We start from the raw sequence: 24,055 nt of genomic DNA, 5'->3' as shown, positions 1-24,055 counted from the left end.
GGCGTAAAAAACTCTAGGAAATAGTTAACTAAACGGTTAGAATGTCACTATTAAAACAGGTCTTGTTTTTCAGTTCATTTATACAGAGGGTTTATGTCTACACACCTTTTTACTTCTGAGTCAGTTTCAGAAGGTCATCCGGATAAAATTGCCGATCAAATTTCTGATGCGGTATTAGATGCGATTATCGCAAAAGACAAGAACGCACGCGTTGCTTGTGAAACTATGGTAAAAACCGGCGTTGCCATTATTTCAGGTGAAGTATCGACTAACGCTTGGGTTGATTTAGAAAAACTAACCCGTAAAGTTATTAGTAATATTGGTTACACCTCATCTGATGTTGGTTTTGATGGTGAAACCTGTGGCATTATGAATTTAATTGGCCAACAATCACCAGAAATCGCTCAAGGTGTTGACCGCACTAGCCCTGAAGAACAAGGCGCTGGTGACCAAGGCTTAATGTTTGGTTACGCAACTAACGAAACACCAACCTTAATGCCCGCTCCATTATACTATTCGCACCGCTTAGTTGAGCGCCAAGCTGAAGCACGTAAATCAGGGGTATTACCTTGGTTACGTCCAGATGCTAAATCTCAAGTTACGTTTATCTATGAAGATAATAAGCCAGTAGCAATTGATACTGTAGTACTGTCTACTCAGCATAACCCTGATATCAAACAAGAAGATTTAGTTAATGCGGTAATGGAAAACATAATTAAGCATGTTTTACCTGAAGAGTTATTAACTAAAGAAACTAAATACCATATTAACCCAACAGGCCGTTTTGTTATTGGCGGTCCAGTAGGTGACTGTGGTTTAACGGGTCGTAAAATTATCGTAGATACTTATGGCGGCATGGCGCGTCATGGTGGCGGTGCCTTCTCAGGTAAAGATCCATCAAAGGTTGATCGCAGCGCAGCATATGCTGGCCGTTATGTTGCTAAAAACATTGTAGCTGCTGGTTTAGCAGACCGTTGTGAAATTCAAGTATCTTACGCTATTGGTGTTGCTGAGCCGACTTCGATTTCTGTTGATACGTTTGGAACAGGTAAAGTTTCTGAAGAGCGCTTAGTTGAACTTGTGCGTGAACATTTTGACTTACGTCCATATGGCATCACAAAAATGCTTGATCTATTGCACCCTATGTATCAACAAACAGCTGCATATGGTCACTTTGGCCGCGAACCTTTTGAAATGACAGTAGGCGACGATACATTCACGGCATTTAGCTGGGAAAAAACCGATAAAGCTGATGCATTGCGCCAAGCTGCTAACTTATAAGCCAGCATAAAGCCTGAGCTTTCTAGATATAAAAAACGCTGCCTGATTAGAGCAGCGTTTTTTTATACTTATTTACCTAGTAATCTAGTATTAAAGTAGTTATCACGTTAATTCTATTACTCATAACGTAATGAGCTTATTGGATTTTTACGTGCAACTTTGGCTGCATTAGTACCAACGGTGAACCAAGCAATAAATAATGACAATGTGCCAACGGTGAAGCAAATAGGCAACAACCAAATTTGGTCAATTCGATACGGAAACGTCTCGAGCCAACTTAACATGCCATAAGCTGCGATAGGCCAAGCAATGATATTTGCCAAAACTACAGGTTTTGAAAACTGCCAAATCAACAATTTAACTATGTCTTTAACACTTGCTCCCATCACTTTACGAATACCTATCTCTTTCGTACGACGCTCAACCGTAAAGGCTGACAGTCCATATAAACCTAAACACGCAATAATAATTGCTAATACAGAGAATGCTAAGAATAACTGTGCCGTTGTTAATTCATCTTGATATTGCGCTTGCATCATCTCTGACAAAAACTGTAAATCAATAGGCTGTAAAGGTACATTAGTCTTCCACACTTGCTCTATTTTACTAATTAACTGAGATAATTCTTTAGAATCAATGACACCGGAATTAAGCCCAATGTTGGCGACTCGAAAGCGACTTGGGTTGAGCATAAAGGCCGTTGCACGAATACCAAATTTAATCGATCTAAAGTGAATGTCAGGTACCACGCCAATAACTGTTAAATCTTGTCTACCTAGCGTTAGTGTTTTTCCAATAATGGCTTCTGGCGTTTTGAAACCGAACTTACTCAACGCACTTGCGTTCAAAATAACGCTCGCTTGACCATGTTCAGTTGCATCATGTGCAACAGGTGTTATTTGATCACTGCCAAAGTTTTCATCAAATAATCGACCCGCTAGCGGTTTAACATCATACGCCTCAAAGAATCCGTAGCCCATATTATGATAATTCAATAATACAGGTTCGACTTTATTACCGCTCTCATCCGAGCCAGACAACGTAAATAAATTATTATTTTCATTGTCTTGCGTTGGTGCTTCTGAAGAGAACGTAACAGAGCTAACCTCTGGAATATTTAATAATTCTTGTTTTAAGCTTGGTAAATTATCTTGCGCAGAACGAATATTTAACACTAACTTATTGGCACTTTGGTAACCAACATCGACAGAATTTGAATAAAGTGTTTGTCCATAAACAACTAACGTAGCAATAACTAACACAATTGAAGTTGTAAATTGAAATATGACTAAGACACTGCGTAATTTAGCTGAATTCCCAGATTCACCACTTTTGCTTGATTTTAATATGTGGCCCGGTAGAAATCGTGAAAGGTATATTGCAGGATAGATTCCAGCACCAATACCAACAACCGTAGCAACAACAATAAGCGATAATAACAAACCAGGTTCATTAAACAGTCTTAGTGCCAATTGCTTGCCTAAAATATCATTATATATAGGCAACACTAATTCTGACGCAGCAATAGCAAATAGTAACGCAACAAAAACAATCACTATCGCTTCACTTAAAAACTGTATCGCCACTTGCAAACGGCTTGCGCCTAAGACTTTGCGCATTGCAACTTCTTTTGCTCGCTTACTGGCCTTTGCAGTTGAAAGGTTCATAAAGTTAATACACGCAATCATTAGCACAAGAAAAGCAACGACAGTAAAAGTATTAATCATTTCCTGATCGCCCATCGGCGTCATATCGCCCATATTTCCGGCATGCTTTTTAGCATTAAGGTGTAAGTCAGTAACTTTCATAACACGTTGACGAGAAAAATCAGTTACTTGCTTACCTTTACCTTGCTCTCCTAACAAATTTCTAGACGTTTTAATTAGCGGACTTTCATTGTTCATCCAATAATCAATACGATCTTGCAGTTGCATAGGAGTTATTCCTGCATTTAGCTTAAAGTAGGTATAAACATTCACACTGGTCCAAGTATCTAATATATTATTATTTGGTGGAAATAGCGCCGGTTGTAGATAAAACAGCATATTAATATTTAAATGTGTCTCATCGGGTAAATCTTTTAGTACGCCGGTAATTCTCACGTCACTAGCAGGATTACGACCAACACAGCAAACCGTTAAGGTTTCGCCGATCACGTCGGTGCGACCAAAATATTTCTTGGCAAATTCTTCAGTGACTAACAAGTTCATAGGTTGATTAAACGACTTAGCTCTCGAACCATGTACAAATGGCAGATCAAAAACATCAAAGAAACTGCCATCAGCTAAGGTAATGGCTTCGTCAAAAGCGTTGTCGTCTTTACGAACGGTTAATGACCATTGTATTAAACGTACACCAGTTTCTATTTCGTTTTTAGCGTAATCACGAATGGCTTCCATCATTCGCCCTGCCGAACGCACAGTCAAAAATGGCGCCTGATTTGGCATAGTATAAGCGGTGTGTATACGCACTAATCTGTCGCTGTCTTTTAACCATTTATCAAAGCCGGTTTCCTCTTTGACAAACAGCATAATTAAAATGCAACTCATCAAAGCAATGGCTAAACCAAAAATATTGATTGCTGAAAAAACACCGTTTTTGATGATATTACGCCATGCGGTAATTAGGTAATTCTTAAACATAATGCCTCCTAAGCGGCCTTAATGTTTTCAGTCACAACGTGACCATCAAACAGGTTAATTGTCCGTTTTGCATAATCTGCATGCGCAGGACTATGCGTTACCATTACAATAGTGGTGCCCTCGTCGTTTAAGGCTTGCAGCATTTCCATAACCTCTTGACCATGCGCGCTATCTAAGTTGCCGGTTGGCTCATCTGCTAAGATCATTTTCTGATCTCCCACTACCGCACGCGCTACAGCCACCCTTTGTTGCTGACCGCCCGATAATTGACTTGGCATATGCTTAGCACGATGCGCAATACCCACTTTGTCCATAACCGTTGAAACGCGCTGTTTACGTTCACTGGCAGGAATATTGTGGTAGAGCAAAGCCAGCTCGATATTTTCAGCAACGGTTAATTCATCAATTAAGTTAAAGTTTTGAAAAATAAAACCAATACTCTGTTTTCTTATCACTGCAAGCTGCGCCTCAGAGAAGCCAGCAACATCTTCACCATTAAACCAGTATTCGCCACTACTTGGCGTATCTAACATGCCAATTGTGTTTAATAGCGTAGATTTACCACAGCCTGAAGGCCCCATAATGGCGACGAACTCTCCTTGAGCTATTTCAATATTCACATTATTTAATGCCATGGTCTCTACATCATCAGTTTGGTAAACGCGTGATAGGTTGTGAAGTTTCAACATAATAAAATCCTGTTTTTATAAATTTAATTGGTAGCTGGCTATTTTGTGCCATTAGTTTTTAACTAATTAATTTGTACTAGTGTTAAGTTTTAATCGTTGCATATCTTGGTAACTACTATATGGGCTAGTTACAACTTGCTCGCCTACATCTAAGCCATCAAGAACCTCAATAAACTGATTATTTCTTCGACCCAAGCGCACTGGCCGACGCACAGCTTCAGCGCCACTTTCGGTTACAACAAATATCCAATTACCACCGGTATCTTGATAAAAAGCACCATTAGGAATTAATACTGCTTTGCTTTCATCGCCTAACGTAAGCTTTGTTTGTATCGTTTGACCACGGCGAATACCTGATGGCTGTTCACCTGCAAAGACAAAATCAACTTCAAACTGGCCATTTTGTACTTGTGGGTAAATTTTCTTAATAATTAACTCGTATTCTTTGAACATTGCTCGTTGGCCAATATCAACGCGACCTAAGTAGAATTCATCAATATATGCAGTAACTTTGTAGTCGTTCGGCGTATCAATTTGTCCTAATCGTTCACCGCGACCAATACTCTGCCCTATTTCAATATTAAAGCCTGACAGTTTGCCGTTTACAGGGGCTTTGACATTCATGTTGTCTAAATTTTGTCGAGATATTTCTAAATTACTCTCCAAACGCTGGCTAGTAGCTTTTAAGAATTTCAGTTGCTCTTCTTGCATGCGAGTATCTGAAGCTTGGCTTTCTTGGGTAACTAAAAGACGCTGCTGGTACCAATTAAGCGTATCTTTAGTGTCATCAAATGCCGACTGGCTAACCGCGCCACTTGTCACTAACTCTTGCTCTCGAGCAAGTTGGCGGGTCAATAACTTAATTTGGTATTCAATATCAATAATATTACTTTTATGACGTAAACGGTTTTGCTCAAGACTAAGCTCAATGGAACGCATATTATTCAATTGCTCAGCAACACGTGCTTCATTACCTAAGACATTTAATTGCAAACTAGCGTTAGAGAGCTCAACAATTAAACTTCCCGCACTTAATTGTGTGCCATCTTCAACTAAAATACGCTCAACACGACCACCTTCAATCGCATCAAGAAACACTGTTTTTGCAGGCGCTACGCGACCACGTACAGGAATAAAGTCTTCAAATGTCCCCGATACCACGCTAGACACAACAATACGGTTGCTATCAACACTGAGCGATTTACCACTTAGCTTATTGCTAAATTGCCATCCGACTGCGCCAATTACACCAATGATAGTGACAGCCAATAAAACTGGCTTTATCTTCGATTTTTTACGTATGACCTTACGGTCCATCCCAGCACCAGACACTGCGGAATTGTCGCTATTCATTGTCGTACTTGCATTGTCGACACTGACTGACTTTAATGAATGTGTCATTATCCTACTTCGCCATATTAAAAATTATCATTACTGACACATTACAATATTTGTTCCAACTACCAATAAAACACATAAACAATTGTTTATATTGAGTTTTAACAAAAAACTTATTTATTAACAAAATAAAAAACAATAAAATACTGTACGTTTTCGGACACTAGGTGTACGTTATTGAACAGTTTGTTTCCCTAACTTGCTGATACAGCACCAAAATAAAAATGAAAATAGACGGAAAAATACTCATCGTTGATGATGACCAAGACATATTGGTGGCAGGAAAATTACTACTAAATCGCAAATTTTCAGAGGTCAGCATATGTAACCGGCCCGAACAAATTCCTAAACTCATTAAAGAAAATGATTTTGATGCAATTTTATTGGATATGAATTTTGGTCCTGGCGAAAGCTCCGGTGAGCAAGGTTTTTATTGGTTGAAAGAAATCCTCGTTATTAAACCTAACAGCATTGTTGTGATGATCACCGCACATGGTGGTGTCGATATTGCTGTAGATGCCATGAAGCAAGGTGCTACTGATTTTATTGCCAAGCCATGGCAAAACGAAAAAGTTATCGCGACATTATCAACGGCAGTACAACTAGGAAAATCACGATTTGAAGCGGCGCAATTAAAGGTAACAAACCAAGCCTTAGTGCAAACCTTAGCTGAAACATCTGGGCAAGCTAATAATCAGCATACACAGCAAATGATTATTGGCCAATCTCAACCAATGCAAAATGTTCACGCACTTATCAGTAAAGCAGCACCAACTGATGCGAATGTTCTTATTCTAGGTGAAAATGGCACAGGCAAAGAACTTATAGCGCGTGACATTCACTCTCAAAGCCAACGAGCGACCAATATTTTTATGTCTATTGACTTGGGTGCTATTTCAGAAAGCTTATTTGAAAGTGAATTATTTGGTCATAAAAAAGGGGCATTTACCGGTGCTCAGCAAGACCGTATTGGTAAATTAAAAGCTGCTGATGGCGGAACTTTATTTCTAGATGAAATTGGCAACTTACCACTTTATTTACAAGCAAAGTTATTAACTGTGCTTGAACAACGCCAAGTAACACCTTTAGGCAGTAATCAAGCACAGCCTTTTAATGTCAGAGTGATCGCTGCTACCAACATTCCTCAGGAAGTGCTAAATAATGAGAGTAAATTTAGACAAGATTTATTATTTCGATTAAACACTGTGACCCTTAATTTACCGCCACTGAGAGAACGAAAAGAAGATATTGTGCCAATTGCTGAGCACTTTATCGCTTTGTACAGTAAAAAATATAACAAGTCAGTTAACAGCTTAACAAGCGATACTAAACAAGTTTTACTGCAAGAGTCATGGCAAGGCAACATTAGAGCTTTACGCCATGCCATTGAGCGTGCAGTTATTCTAACCGAGCATGCTGACTTACAAATTAATGACTTTCAATTAGAGCAAAAAGCACAGCAAAATTTTAATCAAAAAACAGATAAAGCCACAAATGCATTTTTGCCTGCCAATGCTCATATGGAAAACGAATTAACTGAAGAATTAACTTTAGAAGAAATGGAAAAACAAGCGATAACTGCGGCACTGAAAAAACATCGCTACAATATCAGCCACTGTGCTAAAGCACTAGGTTTAACAAGAGCAGCACTGTACAGAAGGATGGAAAAGTATGGGCTTTAAACAATTCTCCTTACGGATCATCGCTCGCACAGTCGCGGCAATGATAACCTTAGTATTACTAACAATTGCTTTAACAACTTCGGGTTATCACGCGGCAACAATATTGCTAATAGTGCTATTAATTAGCCAATTTATTGAATTGGTAAACTTTGTTTCTAAAACCAATAATGAGTTAGTGCGTTTTTTTGATGCTGCTCGTTATGCTGACTTCTCACAACGTTTTGATTTATCTAATGTAGGTGCGGGTTTTGAAGAACTAGGTCACGCTTTTACCGATATTTTAACTCGCCTACAAAAAGCAAGAACGGCACAAGTTACAGAATTAAAGCATTTAAAAGCGGTTGTCGAACATGTTCCTGTACCACTAATAAGCCTCGATCAAGAAAACCAAATCACGTTATGGAATAATAGTGCCAGAAGACTATTTGGCACAACCCCCGTAATTAGATTAGATGACTTGGCACAATTTGGACTGCACTTTCCAGAGCAAATAAAATCAATGCAGGCCGGAGAACGCCAACTAATAAAATTAAATATAGACGGTATTGAACATCAATTAACTGTTGCCGCCACGGAAATAAGACTTGCTCAACAGCAAGAGCTATTATTTAGTTTACAAGATATTCAAAACGAACTTGTATCAGCGCAATTACAAGCATGGCAAGACCTAGTCAGTGTTTTAACCCATGAAATAATGAATAGCATCACACCTGTCGCCTCTTTGGCCAGTACTGCCGCAGATTTAGTTGATGATATTGTTAAAAGTATTGCACAACAACCCGCGGATAAAAAAGATATTAGTAGCCAAGATATCAGCACGGATCTCCGTGACGTAACCGATGCAGTCACTACCGTTGCGAGGCGTAGTAAAGGATTAATGACATTTGTCGATAGCTATCGGCGCTTAACTCGCCTGCCGACACCAAATAAAAATACGACTTCAGTTAGGTTTTTAGCTCAACAAGTTATTGATATTTCTTGTCAGCATTGGTCAGCACAAAACCTTGCCATTAGCTGTAATATTACACCTGAAAGTTTGGATATAAATGTTGATCAAGATATGTTGTCTCAAGTATTAATTAACCTGCTAAAAAACGCGGAGCAGGCAACTGATGGCTGTAAAATTAGAAAGATAGAATTAAATGCTTTTATCAATAAACGTGGCCATCCTGTTATTGAAGTAAATGATAGTGGTTGCGGCATGAGTAAAGAAGTTGCTGATAATGCCTTTGTACCTTTTTATACCACAAAAAGAGATGGCTCAGGTGTTGGTTTAGCACTGACTAGGCAAATAATGCTCGCTCACAGTGGCCATGTAACATTGGACAGTAAAATTAATCAAGGAACAAGTATTCGACTTATTTTTTAGTGAGCCTTTTTATTGCTGCGGCTAAAAACAAACGTAAAGAATGAGCTAGATAAAGCGAGAGAAATAGCGAATTACTTATCGACTTAAAATAATGAATTCGTGTCTATGCCCAAGCCACTTCAAAATGCAGGATTCAGCTGGAATTAGAAACGCCTTAAGGCAAGGCATTGACTGAAGATAATAGTTATTCTATTGTCAAAACCAATAACGATGTATTAAGCGTTTCTAAACCAGCCAGTCTGGGACGCCTGAGCAAATCATGTTCATCGTTATGTAGTTCATTAAGGAAATAACCATTGATAAAATACACGCCTTGCTCATGAGTCTCTCATACGTCCTGAAACGAGCATTTTGAAGTCGCTTGGGTATATATTAGTTATAAAAAAAGGGTCACGATAACCGTGACCCTTTCTTATCTATGTTAACTTCATCACTTTTTTATAATATTAGTGATTAAAACAAACCTTCGAAGTCATAACGCATACCAACACTTAAATGTTTTTGCTGTTCGCCACCTTCAATGTCACGTGTTAAATATTCAACAAATACTTTTACTGAGTCATTTAATTGGTTTTCTAAAGTTAGATTGTAACCGTCAAATGTACGGCCCTGTCCGTCACCATCCCAATCAAAGTATGAGGTTTTAAAAGTATAGTTTTTACTTAAAGCATATGATGCGGCAATATCAAATGACGATTGGTCATAAGTATTAGTACCCATAGTGCGTTCAATATCTTGGTAAGTTACAGCAACATAGAAATCTTTACTTACTTTCCAGCTACCTGCAACAGCACGAAAGTCTCTTTCATCGTCAACATCAAGCTGCTGATCTAAATATGACGCACCAAGGTAAAAGTCACCGAAGCTGTAACTAACGCCAATCGAGCCAGAATCAACCTGTTCGGTGTTATTAGCCTCTGAGTTATCGCCACCTGCTGAGTTTTCTGCATCGCCATTAAACTGCAAACCTGCATCTAACTTAAAACCACCATTACTATATGAATACGTTACCATTTGGTTAGTCCGAAATGGACTCGCTTCATCATAGCCAAATGGACTCGAGCGATTATTAAAAATATCCGTTGCTTCAGCAACAATATTGTAATGAGGGCTCCATTGCTTACCTAAAGCGACACGACCAAAATCACCTTCTAAACCTACAAAACCTAAACGGGCATCACCAAAATCAGCATCGGCTTCAACGTCAATATCCCACTCACCTTGGTAAAAAGCAGTGATACTGTCATTAACTTTAATGTCACCTTTAAAACCAATTCGAGAGAAGAAATCAGTCACATCAGTACTGCTTTCGTCATTACCAAAATCACTATAAGTTAATGCAGGGCGAAAACTACCATATACTGTAACGCCATAATCTTCTTTTCTTGCTTGCTCTTTTTTATCTTCGCTTTCAAGTTCAGCTAAACGTCTTTGCAAGGCATCTATTTGACTTTGTGTATCTGCATCAGCAGCATGTACTAAAAATGTTGGACTGATTGCTAATGCAATCGGGAGTAATACAGATTTTAGTTTTATATTCTTCATTTCTATTTCCTCAGTTTTCCAGTTATTAGAAACTTCAGTGCTAAGCACTTTATTTCTTTTCTTTAATCGCGCCGGTAGGCACTGTTATTAATCGATGTAATTGTCGATACTCGGACAACCACAAATTAAATTTCTATCGCCGTAAACATTGTCAATTCGGTTCGTTGTTGGCCAAAATTTGGCTTGGTCAGGGCTACTGCTTGGGTAACATGCCGTCATGCGTGAATAAGCGCGTGGCCATTCAGCTTCGGTTAGGTCACTTAGGGTGTGAGGGGCATTGACTAAAGGGTTATCGGCGAGAGACCAAGTGCCATCTTCAACTTTCGCTATTTCATGGCGTATGGTAACCATGGCTTCAATAAACTTATCCAACTCTTCAAGTGACTCACTCTCTGTTGGCTCAATCATCAAAGTGCCAGCAACAGGAAATGACATGGTTGGCGCATGGAAACCAAAATCCATAAGACGCTTAGCAACATCCTCTTCACTTATTCCTGAAGACTCTTTTAGTGGCCTTAAGTCGATAATACATTCATGCGCTACTCGACCTTTGTTACCTCTAAATAGCACGGGATAATGTGGGCTGAGCTTTTCCATGATGTAATTAGCGTTTAGAATTGCTAACTCAGTGGCTTCCGTTAGGCCTTTGGTTCCCATAAGTGCAATATACGCCCATGAAATAGGTAAGATTGAAGCACTGCCCATTGCTGTTGCTGATACCGCACCATATGTTCCTTCGGTACAATGGCCAGGTAAAAACTCAGCTAAGTGAGATTTAACACCAATTGGTCCCATGCCAGGACCACCGCCACCGTGAGGGATACAAAAGGTTTTATGCAAATTTAAATGAGAAACATCAGAGCCAATAAAGCCCGGCGATGTAATGCCCACTTGTGCATTCATGTTGGCACCATCTAAATAGACTTGACCGCCAGCGTCATGCACTTGTTGACATATTTCTTTAATACTTTCTTCATACACGCCATGAGTGGACGGGTATGTGATCATAATTGCCGCTAATTGCTCTTTGTGTAGTGCAATTTTGCTAGCCAAATCATCCATATCGACATTGCCTAGTTTGTCACAAGCAACAATGACAATACGCATTGATACCATTGCCGCACTTGCAGGGTTAGTACCGTGTGCAGAACTTGGAATAAGACAAATATTACGATGATGATCACCACGAGAAGCGTGATAGCGCTGAATCGCAATTAGTCCAGCATATTCACCTTGCGCTCCAGAATTGGGTTGTAACGAAAAAGCATCGTAGCCGGTAACGCTGCACAACATTGCGCTTAGGCTTTCTGATAATGCTCGGTAGCCTAAACATTGCTCCTCTGGTGCATAAGGGTGCATTCGAGAGAATTCTGGCCAAGTCACCGGGATCATTTGTGCGGTGGCATTAAGCTTCATAGTACATGAGCCTAGTGGGATCATACCGTGAGTTAATGAAAAGTCTTTATTTTCAAGACTTTTCATATAACGCAACATCCGTGTTTCACTATGATAACTATTAAAAACTGGGTGGGTTAAAAATTCACTTTTACGACGGCACTCTTCCGGTATATAAGAAAATTCTTCCGTCAACAACGGCTCTATTTCGCTGACTGCTATTGTTTGCTCAGTGATAACTAGCAATAAAAGCTCAATGTCTGCAGCCGTTGTGGTTTCATCAATACTGATACCTAATTGTTCAGGTAATCTGCGTAAATTAAGACCTTGGTCAAGTGCTCGTTGATATATAGCACCAGTATTTTCATTGGTTTGTAAGGTAATAGTGTCAAAGAATTGCTCATGTACTAGGCTAATCCCTGCTTGTTGCAAGCCTTTAGCTAAAATTGACGTTAGACGATTTACGCGACGTGCAATTTTTTTCAAACCATCAGGACCATGATAGACAGCAAAAAATGATGCCATATTAGCAAGTAAGGCCTGGGCCGTACAAATATTGGAATTGGCTTTTTCACGTCGAATATGCTGCTCACGTGTTTGCATCGCCATGCGTAAACCAGGCTTGCCTTTACTATCAATTGACACACCAATAACGCGCCCTGGAATGGTACGTTTATATTTTTCACTGGTGGCCATAAATGCGGCATGAGGACCACCATACCCTATAGGAACACCAAATCGTTGTGCACTACCTATCACAACATCAGCGCCAATTTCACCAGGTGCCTTTAAAACGGTTAATGCCAACAAATCTGTTGCTACGGCAACTAGTGTCTTTTTACTATGTGCTTGTGTAATTAATGCTTCTAAATTGTGAACTTGACCGGTAGTGCCAGGATATTGCAATAAAGCGCCAAATACGTCGTGTTGTTCGAGCTCATGACAAGGAGCCACAATTATCTCAAATGAAAAATACTGAGCGCGAGTTCGAATAACACCTAAAGTTTGTGGGTGTACATCATCACTAACAAAGAAGCTATTGCTTTTATTTTTACCTGCTCGCTTACAGAGACTCATCGCTTCAGCCGCCGCAGTAGCTTCATCAAGCAAAGAAGCATTTGATAATTCCATCGCGGTGAGGTCAGTGATCATTTGCTGGTAATTTAATAGCGCTTCTAATCGTCCTTGCGATATTTCAGGTTGATATGGTGTATAAGCGGTATACCAACCTGGATTTTCAAAAACGTTGCGTAAAATTACATTAGGCACATGGGTGTCATAATAACCTTGACCAATATAAGTTTTGTTTACTTGATTTTTTGCCGCAATCACTTGTAGTTTTGCTAGCATGTCGACTTCACTTAAGGGCTTTTCAAGTGACATAGGTTGATGAAGGCGAATATTTTCAGGTACAGTTTCATCAATTAACTTATCAATTGATTCAAAACCTAACGCACTTAACATATACTGTTTTTGCTTAAGGTTTGGGCCGTTGTGGCGACCAATAAAATCTAAATCATCACCTAATTGCGCTAGTAAACTTTCATTACTCATAATTACTCCAAAAGCCCCATTGAGCTAATGTCTTGTTATTGTTAGATGGGTGAAGAAGTTACTCTTCAACAGCCTCGTAATAAGCGGTGCTATCAAGTAATTCATCAAGCTGTGCGGGTGCAGAAAGTCGTACTTTAGCTATCCAACCTTCAGTAAAAGACGCTTCGTTAATGAGCTCCGGGCTATCATCAAGCTCTTCATTAACCGCAATAACTTCTCCTGACACAGGCGCATAAACATCTGATGCAGCTTTAACTGACTCAACAAGTGAGAAGCTTTCTCCAGCGGTAATGGTGTCGCCTTCTTCAGGAAGCTCGACAAAAACCACATCACCTAATAACTCTTGCGCATGGCTTGAAATACCAAGTGTTACTGTGCCATCGCCATTGTCTTTTACCCATTCGTGACTGGCGGCAAATTTATAATTTTTTTCTACTGTGCTCATAACAGACTCCAAAATTTAGTGATGACTCTCCCCTGGCAATGATTTATCGCCATAAATAAAGGGGTGAGAAGTGAACTAAAGCTCTGCTTTAGTTCATTAAGTGATTAGCTATACAAGGGAAATTTCTCGCATAGCGCTTTGACATGTTGTAGAGCTTTTTTTTCTGCAACACTATTATCATCTGGATTGGTAACTAAGCCATCCAGTACGTCACCAATTAACTGACCAATTAATTCAAATTCATCGTTACCAAAACCTCGACTGGTACCAGCTGGTGTTCCTAAGCGAATACCCGATGTCACCATAGGTTTTTCAGGATCAAATGGGATGCCGTTTTTATTACAAGTAATGCCGGCACGTTCTAAACTTTCTTCCGCAGCATTGCCTTTCAAACCTTTTGGTCTTAAATCAACCAACATTAAATGAGTGTCTGTACCGTCAGTGACGATATCGCATCCACGTTCTTTTAACGTTTCGGCAAGTACATTGGCATTGCTAAGTACATTTTTAATGTAAGCATTAAATTCAGGCTCTAACACTTCACCTAAAGCAACGGCTTTGGCGGCAATAACATGCATTAATGGGCCACCTTGTAAGCCAGGAAAAACGGCAGAGTTAATTTTCTTCGCAATAGTTTCATCATTGGTTAGAATCAAACCACCACGCGGACCACGCAATGTTTTATGGGTTGTTGTGGTGACAATATCAGCATACGGCAATGGGTTTTGATGATGGCCAGTTGCCACTAAACCGGCAATATGTGCCATATCAACCATTAATAGTGCCCCAACTTCATCGGCAATTTGTCTAAATTGAGAAAAATCAATTTGGCGTGGGATAGCTGAACCACCAGCGATGATAAGCTTAGGCTTATGCTCTTTAGCTAAGGCTAATACTTCATCATAATCAATGCGCATATCATCTTTACGTACGCCGTATTGAATAGCGTTAAACCACTTACCTGATTGTGCTGGGCGTGCGCCGTGGGTTAGGTGACCACCTGCATCTAGTGACATACCTAAAATGGTATCTCCAGGCTGCACTAACGCTAACATAACAGCACCATTAGCTTGAGCACCTGAATGAGGCTGAACGTTAACATATTCAGCACTAAAAATTTGTTTTGCACGGTCAATTGCAAGCTTCTCAACTAAATCGACATGCTCACAACCACCATAGTAACGACGACCTGGGTAACCTTCTGCATATTTATTAGTGAGTACAGTACCTTGTGTTTCCATTACCGCTTTAGAAACAATATTCTCTGAGGCAATAAGTTCGATTTGTTGCTCTTGGCGCTTAACTTCTAGATCAATAGCAACTTGTATCGCCCCATCCGTGTCAGGCAATTTAGCTGAAAAAAATTGTTCTAATTCATGAGATGTATAATGACTTTTCATCTTTACTATCCTTTATTTAAACCGCTAAATATTTGAACACTTAGCGAATGTGTCGAAGTAACCGACAATAATTTCGTTTAACAAGCAACAACGTTTATAGCTAAACCACCTTGAGAGGTTTCTTTATATTTGCTCATCATATCTAGACCTGTTTGATGCATGGTTTTAATGACATCATCAAGATGTACATGATGTATGCCATCACTCTGCATAGCTAAACGACTAGCATTAATCGCTTTTAACGCTCCCATGGTATTGCGTTCAATACAGGGCACTTGTACTAAGCCATTGATAGGATCACAGGTTAAACCCAAGTTATGCTCCATTCCGATCTCTGCAGCATTTTCAACTTGCTCAGGGGTTCCCCCCATTGCAGCCGTTAGGCCTGCCGCAGCCATTGAACAAGCAACTCCTATTTCACCTTGGCAACCCACTTCAGCTGCAGATATCGAAGCATTCTTTTTATAAAGTAAACCTATGGCTGCAGCGGTTGTCATAAACTCAATAATGCCTTGCTGATCGTTTTTACTTTTAAATTTGAGAAACCAAGCAATAACCGCAGGAATAACTCCAGCTGCGCCATTAGTCGGTGCAGTAACCACTCTGCCGCCAGCAGCATTTTCTTCATTAACGGCCATGGCATAAAGGTTTACCCAATCAAGCGTATCAAACTGCTCTTCTTGACTAGTTCCAATAAGGCGTTGATGCATATCATATGCGCGTCGCTTTAGCTTCAAATTGCCAGGTAAAACACCACCTGTAGCAATACCACGTTCAATACACGCAGACATTACTTGCCACATTTGCGCTATTTTTTCTAAAATATCATCAGTGCCCAACGCTTTCTCATTGGCCAACATAATTTGCGTAATTGAACGTTGATTTTCTTGGCAGTGTTCAAGTAACTCTTTGGCATTTTCAAATGGGTACGGTAAAGAAACCGACAATTGAACGTCAGTTCCAAGTTGCTCCTTATCTAGAACAAAACCACCACCAACTGAAAAATATGTTTGCTGTAAAACTACCTCTCCACTTTCATTTAGGGCTGATATCGTCATGCCATTGGGATGTTCAGGTAGAAATTCTGAAAAATTAAAAATAATGTCAGTTTTTGGATTAAAACGAATAGCAACATCATCTTTCCGGCAAAGCGGTAATTGCTGCGTTTCTTTAATATTTTTTAATAACTCGGGAATTTTATCTGGATTAACTAGGTCTGGTGATTGAGACATCAAACCTAAAGTTGACGCAATATCGGTTGCATGACCTTTTCCAGTTAATGCAAGAGAACCATATAAGTTAACTTGTAGGTGAGATGTTTTAGTTAACGCAGTCGAGTTAGATAGTAATTTGATAAAACGGTTACCGGCAATCATAGGTCCAACGGTGTGTGAACTTGAAGGTCCAACACCTATTTTAAATAAATCGAAAATACTATGTGCCATGTCTTATCCTTGGTATTTACATAAACGATCAACTTCGTAACGTTTTTAAAACATAACAGCCTCCACTTTCCTTTTCAACAACTTTGTTTCCTATTGGAAACTTTTTCCATGAAAAATTAGCTTAAGTGTTGATTTTACTAATTGTTTATTTTTTACTATTTCGGGTTTTTTGCCCGCGCAGGATATGTAACAATTAAACTCATCAGTATTTTTTTAATTAGTGAATAAAATGAGTGAACAAAACAAAGTAGATGTATACCCTTCTATGGTAGTGGCTGACAGCCAAGAAAATGTTCGCGCGGTTGAAAAAATAACGATCGGTGCGCAATTGAAAGCCATACGCACCAACAATAAGCTTACTCTTGAAGAGGCCAGCAAACGCACTGGTTTAGCCCGTTCAACATTATCAAAAATAGAGAATGAGCAAATATCTCCAACCTTTACTGTTATGCAAAAATTGGCTACAGGCCTTGATATAGAGCTACCTCAGCTTTTTACAAAACCTAAAGCGAGACAGGCAACAGGGCGAAGAGACATTACTTTAAAGAGCTCAGGAAAGTCGCATGTAACATCAACGTATGAACATGAATTGCTTGCCACACAGTTTCGTAATAAAAAAATGATGCCATACAAAAGCCGAGTCTATGCGAGAAGTTTTGAAGACTTTGGTGAGTGGGTTCGCCATGAAGGAGAAGAGTTTTTATTGGTATTAGAAGGTGAAATTCAATTATTAACTGAATTTTATGAGCCAATGAATCTAAGTAAAGGTGACAACGTGTATTACGACGCTACCATGGGACATTTAGTTATCTCTGTTAGTGAAGAAGATGCCGTTATTCTCTGGGTAACAGCAGATTAGTACTCAAAAACCAAAACAAACCATTGATTTAAAACAAAAATAAACACCATCACAAACATCAGATAGCTTGTTTTAATACAAAAACAAGCCCTTCTCGAAGCAATATCACAAAAGACCTCCCTAAAAAATTGCCGCTTTCATATGAATACCTTTGCTATGCTTTTTGCTGTGAACATTTAAAACTTCAACCATACTCTAATCATAATAGAAAGCTTAATTAACAAATCGAACAAACTATCACATAAAGATTTTTGAATATTTACGCAGTAAATTTGATTAATGCCGCATTTGCAGAATTTATAACAATTTTCAGTAAAATATTAAGATTTTGTTTTAATTGTATTTTTTGATTTTGTTGTTAAAAAAATGTGCATAAACTGTAATTAAAGGTTGCTTATTTTTTCCTAAGTATTTACTTTGTTTCCTATTGGAAACGAAAAGTAACGTTTCTGATTAAGAGAATAATCACAGAAATACCCGCAAAAAAAGCAGGTAGTAAAAATAAAATTACAACAAGGTAATGAGGTTATTATGGAATTTTTAACGAGTTTAATATCCAGTCTAAATGGTATTGTGTGGGGTGTTCCTATGCTTGTCATGATACTGGGCGTCGGTTTGTTCTTAACCGTTAGTTTACGATTTATGCCAGTTTTAAAGTTAGGAACCGGTTTTAAGTTGCTCTGGAGTGGTCGTATACCAGATGAAGATAAAAGTGCTAAAGGAGAAATAAGTCCTTTTAATGCATTGATGACATCCCTTTCTGCAACGATTGGTACAGGTAACATCGCAGGTGTTGCAACGGCAATTTTCTTAGGTGGTCCAGGTGCATTATTCTGGATGTGGTGTACCGCTTTGGTTGGTATGGCAACTAAGTTTGCTGAAGCAGTGCTAGCAGTTCGCTACCGTGAAGTAGATGAAAATGGTAACCACACTGGTGGTCCAATGTACTATATTAAAAACGGCTTATCGAGTCGCTGGGGTTGGTTAGGTGGCGCGTTTGCACTATTTGGCTCCGTTGCTGCCTTTGGAATTGGTAATACCGTTCAAACCAATTCAGTTGCCAATGCACTTGAGAGTAACTTTGGAATAGCACCTGTGGCTACGGGTATTATTCTGATGATACTTGTTGGCTTAGTATTAATGGGTGGCATTAAACGAATTGGTGATGTTGCAGGTAAACTTGTACCTCTTATGGCGGTATTTTACATCAGCGCTGGTGTTGTCGTACTTATTATCCATGCTGCTGATATTCCTGCCGCATTCGCATTAATTTTTGAAAGTGCTTTTACTTCCACAGCCGCTGAAGGTGGTTTTGCTGGTGCTGCTGTATGGGCTGCAATCCGTTTTGGTGTCGCTCGTGGTGTTTTCTCAAACGAAGCTGGTTTAGGTAGTGCACCAATTGCTCATGCTGCCGCTAAAACTAACAACCCTGTAGCACAAGGCCTTGTTGGCATGTTAGGTACATTTATTGATACCTTAATCGTTTGTTCAATTACCGGCTTAGCTATTATTGTTTCTGGCGAATGGACATCTGGCGCTACTGGTGCAGAATTAACTTCGAACGCTTTCGCTACAGCAATTCCTTTTGGTAACTATATCGTCGCAATCGCACTGACAGTATTTGCTTTTACAACTATCTTAGGTTGGAGTGTATACGGTGAGAAATGTGTGCAGTACTTCTTCGGTGTTAAGGCAATAATTCCATTCCGTATACTTTGGATTGTTGTTGTGCCAGTAGGGGCAATTGGCTCATTAGAGTTCATTTGGTTACTTGCTGATACTATGAATGCACTAATGGCAATTCCTAACTTAATCGCAATCGTGCTATTAAGCCCTGTTGTTATTAAGTTAACCCGTGAATACTTTGTTAGCGGCGGTAAAGCGCCCGCCGAAATGACAAAGCAAGCAGACTAACTCCTCTTTTCCCTTAATCCTATATTATAGGCCGTCCATTCGGGCGGCTTACGGAGCTCTTATGACTCAATCAAACCAAAAACTACTTAAAACCCCGTGTTACGACCTTCACCTTGAAGCGAGTGGCAAAATGGTACCGTTTGCTGGCTATGAAATGCCTGTACAATATGACATGGGGGTGAAGAAAGAGCATTTGCATACCCGCTCACAGGCTGGGTTATTCGATGTTTCTCATATGGGACAATTAAAATTAGTAGGAAAAAATGCGGCAAAAGCTTTAGAAACCTTAGTACCGGTAGACATTATTGATCTGCCTGAAGGCAAACAGCGTTATGCACTTTTTACAAATGAACAAGGTGGGTTACTTGATGATTTAATGGTCAGTAATTTTGGCGATCACCTTTTTGTTGTCGTCAATGCCGCTTGTAAGGCACAAGACATAGCACATCTACAAAAACATTTACCAGAAGATGTAGAAATTGAAATACTCGAAGGTAGAGCTTTGCTTGCACTACAAGGACCGAAAGCAGGCGAAGTACTGAAGCGCTTATTGCCAGAATCTGCTGATATGGTTTTCATGGATTCACGTGTTGTAAATTTCGATGGTGCTGAATGCATTATAGGCCGTGCGGGTTATACCGGCGAAGATGGCTTTGAAATTTCAATTCCAGCTGAACATGCGGAGAGAATTACTCGCTTACTATTAGCAGAGCAAGAAGTAGAATGGATTGGTCTTGGCGCAAGGGACTCTTTACGACTAGAGTCAGGCCTGTGCTTATATGGTCATGATATTGACCAAACAACCACACCCGTTGAAGCAAGCCTTTTATGGGCTATCAGTAAAGTACGTCGTACTGACGGTGCACGTGCTGGTGGTTTCCCTGGCGCGGACATTATTCTAGATCAGATAGTAACAAAAGACGTAATACGTAAACGTATTGGTATGGTCGGCTTAGGCAAAGCTCCAGTGCGTGAAGGGGCTGAACTTTATAACAGCAATGATGAAAAAGTTGGCATTGTTACCAGTGGTACTGCTGGCCCTAGTAAAGGTGCTCCTATTGCTATGGGGTATGTAGAAACCAAGTATGCTGTTTTAGACACTGAAATTTATGCTGACGTTCGTGGTAAAAAGTTACCTATGCTCATTCAAAGAATGCCATTTGTTTCACAACGCTACTATCGTGGTTAAGTTCCGTGGCTAAATAGTAATAATGACTACCAACCAATGGCTTAGTTAGTTACCAATAAGCCATTAAAAAAGCCGCTCAATGAGCGGCTTTTTTATTTCCCAAAAACTATCCTTAGCTTTTGTTTGCTTCAGCTACCGACTCACCTTTAATATATTCACGCATACGTTGAATAATCATATAAAAATAAGGAACTAGCAAAGTACCAAATATAGTTGCTGCCACCATGCCAGCTAATACGGTTAAGCCGAGTGAAACACGACTACCGGCACCAGCGCCTGATGCAAACACTAACGGTAAGACACCCAGTACGAATGACAAGGCCGTCATCAATACTGCGCGAAAACGTAAGCGTGCAGCATTTAAAGCAGCATCAAATATACTATGGCCTGCAGCCCTTTGTTCCATAGCAAACTCAACAATTAATATCGCCGTTTTTGTAGATAAACCTATCAGAAGAATCAGCCCTACTTGCGCATAAATATTGTTAGCCATACCAACCGTATATAAGGTTAACATAGCGCCAAAAATAGCTAATGGCACTGCGGCAATAACCGAGAATGGTATGGTCCAACTCTCATATTGTGCAACTAAAAATAGGTAAACAAAAATTATCGCTAGGCCAAATAATATTGGTGCTAAGTTGCCCGCTTCAATTTCTTGTTTAGACTGACCAGACCATTCAAAAACATAACCTTGTGGTAATTTAGCCGCTAACTCCTCCATCGCAGCAATAGCTTGACCAGAAGAATAGCCCGGTGCAGCTTGACCACTAATAGCAGCACTACGATAAAGGTTAAAATGAGTGATACTTGTTGGCCCAAGAATCGGCTCAAGTTTAGCTAACGTTGTTAACGCCACCATTTCACCAGCATTATTTTTCACGTAGTAATGACGTAAATCAGATGGGTCCTTACGAAATTCAGACTCAGCCTGCAATGTGACTTTATAGGTACGACCAAATTGGCTAAAGTCATTAACATACATAGAGCCAAGTTGAGCTTGCAGGGTAACAAAAATATCTGATAACGCTACACCTTGTGCTTTGGCTTTATTACGGTCAACTTCTAAGAAGTATTGCGGTACATTAGCGCGATAGGTACTAAATACACGACTTAACTCTGGGCGATGATTGGCCTCATAGATTAAGCCATTCATTACCTGTGCAAGATCTGCCGGACTACGGCCTTCACTGTCTTGTAATTTAAACTCAAAACCAGAACTGTTACCTAAACCAGGAATTGGCGGAGGGTTAAAGATCATAATTTGCGCATCAGGCATTGCCCATAACTGCCCCATTAAGCGACCAATAATCGCACGTAACTTTAACTCCGGCGATGTACGCTCTTCCCAGTCTTTTAACATGATAATACCAAGAGCATTATTTGAACCGGCACCACCTAACAGTGACGTACCCGAAACCATAATGACATCAGTTACCGCTGGGTCTTGCTTAATAATGGGTGTGATTTTAGCTAATAACGCTTCTGTTCTATTGCTTGATGCGGCATCAGGTAACTGAACATCAACAAAAACATAGCCTTGATCTTCGCCTGGCACAAATGCAGTTGGCACTTCACTCGTTAACCACGCAGTGGCACCAAACATAATTAACACAAGAACACCAACACGTGCGGCTCTCTTTAATAAGAAATTCACACCAGAAGTGTATGCAACCGTTCCTCGCCCAATTAAGCGTTCAAACGGCAGTAACCACCCTATCGGTTTCATTTTTTCAGCACTTAATAAAACCGTACACAATGCAGGACTTAAGGTTAGAGCATTAATAGAGGATATTAGTACCGCAAAAGAAATAGTAACCGAGAATTGTTTGTAAAGTTCACCTGTTATACCTGGCATAAATGCCACAGGTACAAATACCGCCAGCAAAACTAATGTTGTCGCAATGATAGGGCCTGAAACTTGCTCCATTGCTTTTGACACCGCCTCTTTAATTGGCAGACCTTCTTCTTTCAGAATACGTTCAACATTTTCAATAACGATAATGGCATCATCCACCACAATACCAATAGCTAAAACTAAACCAAATAATGTAATGGTATTAATTGAATATCCCATCAATTGCATGAAAGCAAAAGTACCAATTAAGGATACAGGAATTGCAATAGAGGGAATTATCGTCGCCCGCCAATTTTGCAGGAATAGAAATACTACTAAAATAACTAAACCAACAGCTTGATATAGGGTTACTTGTACTTCTTCTATCGAGCGAACAATAAACTCAGTAGTGTCATAAGGAATCGCATATTCTAGACCATCAGGAAAACGTTGTGATAACTCTTCCATGGCCAATTTAACTTGTGCAGCAACCTCAGTTGCATTGGCATCAGGTAACTGATAAATAACTAAGAAAGCTGTTTCAGCGCCATTTAATCGTGCTTGTATACCATAATTTTCAGAGCCTAGTTCAAGACGAGCAATATCAGCTAAGCGAATAAATTTGCTATTTGAATTAGAGCGAATAATAGTTTGCCCAAACTCTTCGGGAGTTTTCAAGCGCCCTTTAGCCTGAATTGAATATTCAAATTGTTGATTTGGTAATGCTGGGCTGGCCCCTAATTTACCAGCAGCAACAATTAAGTTTTGCTCTTGTAGTGCTTGTTGTACTTCAGCGACAGTGATACCTAAAGATGTCATACGGTCAGGGTTTAACCAAGCACGCATGCTATAGCTCATTTCACCCATTACACTTGCTGCAGCAACACCTGGAATTCGACCTAATGGCTCAGTTAAGTAGTTTGTTGCATAGTTACTTAAAAATAACTGATCGATATTCTCTTGTTCTGAAAACAGCGTAATTGCCATTAACATCGCACTAGATTTAGTTTTTACGCTAACACCTTGTTTAGTTACCTCACTTGGTAATGAGCTTTGTGCAAGTGCAACTCGGTTTTGCACATTAACTTGTGCAATATCACCATCAATACCAACTTTGAAAAATACGGTAATAGTCGCGGTACCATTATTGGATGCAGTTGATTCGATATAGAGCATATCTTCTACACCATTAACCTGCTCTTCAATGGGTCTGATCACCGACTCTTCAACCACTTGCGCACTAGCACCAGGATACACGGCCGTAATTTCTATTTGTGGCGGTGTAATTTGTGGGTACATATTAACCGGCAATAACAACATTGCAATAAAGCCAGCCAGTGTAATCAGTATTGAAATAACAAAGGCAAACTTAGGTCTATTGATAAAGGTTTTACTTATCATTAGTTGCCCC

General features: G+C 39.7%; 15 protein-coding genes. 6 read left to right on the top strand and 9 right to left on the bottom strand.

From position 1 onward, the window contains the following. The first annotated feature begins 93 nt into the window (after window positions 1-93). Window positions 94-1,281 carry a methionine adenosyltransferase gene (gene metK, locus AC27E9_RS11180; protein WP_487130190.1) on the top strand — a complete coding sequence of 396 codons (1,188 nt, stop codon included), beginning with the start codon at window positions 94-96 and terminating at the stop codon, window positions 1,279-1,281. 116 nt (window positions 1,282-1,397) lie between these two features. On the opposite strand, the gene AC27E9_RS11175 is transcribed toward metK, so the two are convergent. The 3 genes from AC27E9_RS11175 to AC27E9_RS11165 form a co-directional block, all read right to left on the bottom strand. Next, window positions 1,398-3,923 carry an ABC transporter permease gene (locus AC27E9_RS11175; protein WP_487130188.1) on the bottom strand — a complete coding sequence of 842 codons (2,526 nt, stop codon included), beginning with the start codon at window positions 3,921-3,923 and terminating at the stop codon, window positions 1,398-1,400. A gap of 8 nt (window positions 3,924-3,931) precedes the next feature. Further along, entirely contained in the window at window positions 3,932-4,612 is a 681-nt protein-coding gene (locus AC27E9_RS11170; protein WP_487130186.1) for an ABC transporter ATP-binding protein, read from the bottom strand. Window positions 4,613-4,678: 66 nt separating this feature from the next. Continuing rightward, window positions 4,679-6,013, bottom strand: coding sequence for an efflux RND transporter periplasmic adaptor subunit (locus tag AC27E9_RS11165; RefSeq protein ID WP_487130184.1), 1,335 nt, complete (start codon window positions 6,011-6,013; stop codon window positions 4,679-4,681). A 221-nt stretch (window positions 6,014-6,234) separates the two neighbouring features. Between AC27E9_RS11165 and AC27E9_RS11160 the strand changes: the two genes are divergently transcribed. Then, window positions 6,235-7,692 (top strand): sigma-54-dependent transcriptional regulator, encoded by a 1,458-nt coding sequence (locus tag AC27E9_RS11160; RefSeq protein ID WP_487130182.1) that lies wholly within the window; start codon window positions 6,235-6,237, stop codon window positions 7,690-7,692. Further along, window positions 7,682-9,061, top strand: a complete 1,380-nt coding sequence (locus tag AC27E9_RS11155) for a sensor histidine kinase (RefSeq protein WP_487130180.1) — start codon at window positions 7,682-7,684, stop codon at window positions 9,059-9,061. The genes AC27E9_RS11160 and AC27E9_RS11155 overlap by 11 nt, the downstream gene beginning before the upstream one ends. A 453-nt stretch (window positions 9,062-9,514) precedes the next feature. Here the strand turns inward: AC27E9_RS11155 and AC27E9_RS11150 are convergent, their stop codons facing one another. The 5 genes from AC27E9_RS11150 to AC27E9_RS11130 form a co-directional block, all read right to left on the bottom strand. Then, entirely contained in the window at window positions 9,515-10,606 is a 1,092-nt protein-coding gene (locus tag AC27E9_RS11150) for a porin (protein WP_487130178.1), read from the bottom strand. 87 nt (window positions 10,607-10,693) lie between these two features. Next, the gene (gcvP, locus tag AC27E9_RS11145) at window positions 10,694-13,555 is read right to left on the bottom strand and encodes an aminomethyl-transferring glycine dehydrogenase (RefSeq protein WP_487130176.1); all 2,862 of its coding nucleotides are present in this window, start codon (window positions 13,553-13,555) and stop codon (window positions 10,694-10,696) included. A gap of 58 nt (window positions 13,556-13,613) precedes the next feature. Beyond that, window positions 13,614-14,000: a glycine cleavage system protein GcvH gene (gcvH, locus tag AC27E9_RS11140; protein WP_487130174.1), complete on the bottom strand. Its 387-nt coding sequence runs from the start codon at window positions 13,998-14,000 to the stop codon at window positions 13,614-13,616. 104 nt (window positions 14,001-14,104) lie between these two features. Continuing rightward, complete coding sequence (locus AC27E9_RS11135; RefSeq protein ID WP_487130172.1) at window positions 14,105-15,400, bottom strand: serine hydroxymethyltransferase; 1,296 nt, start codon at window positions 15,398-15,400, stop codon at window positions 14,105-14,107. 77 nt (window positions 15,401-15,477) lie between these two features. Next, window positions 15,478-16,845 carry an L-serine ammonia-lyase gene (locus AC27E9_RS11130; protein WP_487130170.1) on the bottom strand — a complete coding sequence of 456 codons (1,368 nt, stop codon included), beginning with the start codon at window positions 16,843-16,845 and terminating at the stop codon, window positions 15,478-15,480. Window positions 16,846-17,074: 229 nt separating this feature from the next. On the opposite strand from AC27E9_RS11130, the gene AC27E9_RS11125 reads away from it, so the two are divergent. The 3 genes from AC27E9_RS11125 (at window position 17,075) to gcvT (ending at window position 20,807) form a co-directional block, all read left to right on the top strand. After that, window positions 17,075-17,704: a helix-turn-helix domain-containing protein gene (locus AC27E9_RS11125; protein WP_487130168.1), complete on the top strand. Its 630-nt coding sequence runs from the start codon at window positions 17,075-17,077 to the stop codon at window positions 17,702-17,704. Window positions 17,705-18,235: 531 nt separating this feature from the next. Continuing rightward, window positions 18,236-19,618 carry an alanine/glycine:cation symporter family protein gene (locus AC27E9_RS11120; RefSeq protein WP_487130166.1) on the top strand — a complete coding sequence of 461 codons (1,383 nt, stop codon included), beginning with the start codon at window positions 18,236-18,238 and terminating at the stop codon, window positions 19,616-19,618. Between the two features lie 61 nt (window positions 19,619-19,679). Then, entirely contained in the window at window positions 19,680-20,807 is a 1,128-nt protein-coding gene (gene gcvT, locus AC27E9_RS11115; protein WP_487130164.1) for a glycine cleavage system aminomethyltransferase GcvT, read from the top strand. Between the two features lie 112 nt (window positions 20,808-20,919). Here the strand turns inward: gcvT and AC27E9_RS11110 are convergent, their stop codons facing one another. Next, window positions 20,920-24,045, bottom strand: coding sequence for an efflux RND transporter permease subunit (locus AC27E9_RS11110; protein ID WP_487130162.1), 3,126 nt, complete (start codon window positions 24,043-24,045; stop codon window positions 20,920-20,922). Between the last annotated feature and the right edge of the window lie 10 nt (window positions 24,046-24,055).

The organism is Colwellia meonggei (genome assembly GCF_057537295.1).
The sequence above is the reverse complement of the archived record's forward strand: the minus strand, read 5'-3'. Positions and strand labels throughout refer to the sequence as shown.

Bases quoted from the DNA above. Each gene is read 5' to 3' on its own strand.
- AC27E9_RS11165 (WP_487130184.1), bottom strand. From the start codon at position 6,013: ATGACACATTCATTAAAGTCAGTCAGTGTCGACAATGCAAGTACGACA.
- AC27E9_RS11170 (WP_487130186.1), bottom strand. From the start codon at position 4,612: ATGTTGAAACTTCACAACCTATCACGCGTTTACCAAACTGATGATGTA.
- AC27E9_RS11175 (WP_487130188.1), bottom strand. From the start codon at position 3,923: ATGTTTAAGAATTACCTAATTACCGCATGGCGTAATATCATCAAAAAC.
- gcvH (WP_487130174.1), bottom strand. From the start codon at position 14,000: ATGAGCACAGTAGAAAAAAATTATAAATTTGCCGCCAGTCACGAATGG.
- AC27E9_RS11120 (WP_487130166.1), top strand. From the start codon at position 18,236: ATGGAATTTTTAACGAGTTTAATATCCAGTCTAAATGGTATTGTGTGG.
- AC27E9_RS11125 (WP_487130168.1), top strand. From the start codon at position 17,075: ATGAGTGAACAAAACAAAGTAGATGTATACCCTTCTATGGTAGTGGCT.
- gcvP (WP_487130176.1), bottom strand. From the start codon at position 13,555: ATGAGTAATGAAAGTTTACTAGCGCAATTAGGTGATGATTTAGATTTT.
- AC27E9_RS11110 (WP_487130162.1), bottom strand. From the start codon at position 24,045: ATGATAAGTAAAACCTTTATCAATAGACCTAAGTTTGCCTTTGTTATT.
- AC27E9_RS11155 (WP_487130180.1), top strand. From the start codon at position 7,682: ATGGGCTTTAAACAATTCTCCTTACGGATCATCGCTCGCACAGTCGCG.
- AC27E9_RS11150 (WP_487130178.1), bottom strand. From the start codon at position 10,606: ATGAAGAATATAAAACTAAAATCTGTATTACTCCCGATTGCATTAGCA.
- AC27E9_RS11160 (WP_487130182.1), top strand. From the start codon at position 6,235: ATGAAAATAGACGGAAAAATACTCATCGTTGATGATGACCAAGACATA.
- AC27E9_RS11130 (WP_487130170.1), bottom strand. From the start codon at position 16,845: ATGGCACATAGTATTTTCGATTTATTTAAAATAGGTGTTGGACCTTCA.
- gcvT (WP_487130164.1), top strand. From the start codon at position 19,680: ATGACTCAATCAAACCAAAAACTACTTAAAACCCCGTGTTACGACCTT.
- metK (WP_487130190.1), top strand. From the start codon at position 94: ATGTCTACACACCTTTTTACTTCTGAGTCAGTTTCAGAAGGTCATCCG.
- AC27E9_RS11135 (WP_487130172.1), bottom strand. From the start codon at position 15,400: ATGAAAAGTCATTATACATCTCATGAATTAGAACAATTTTTTTCAGCT.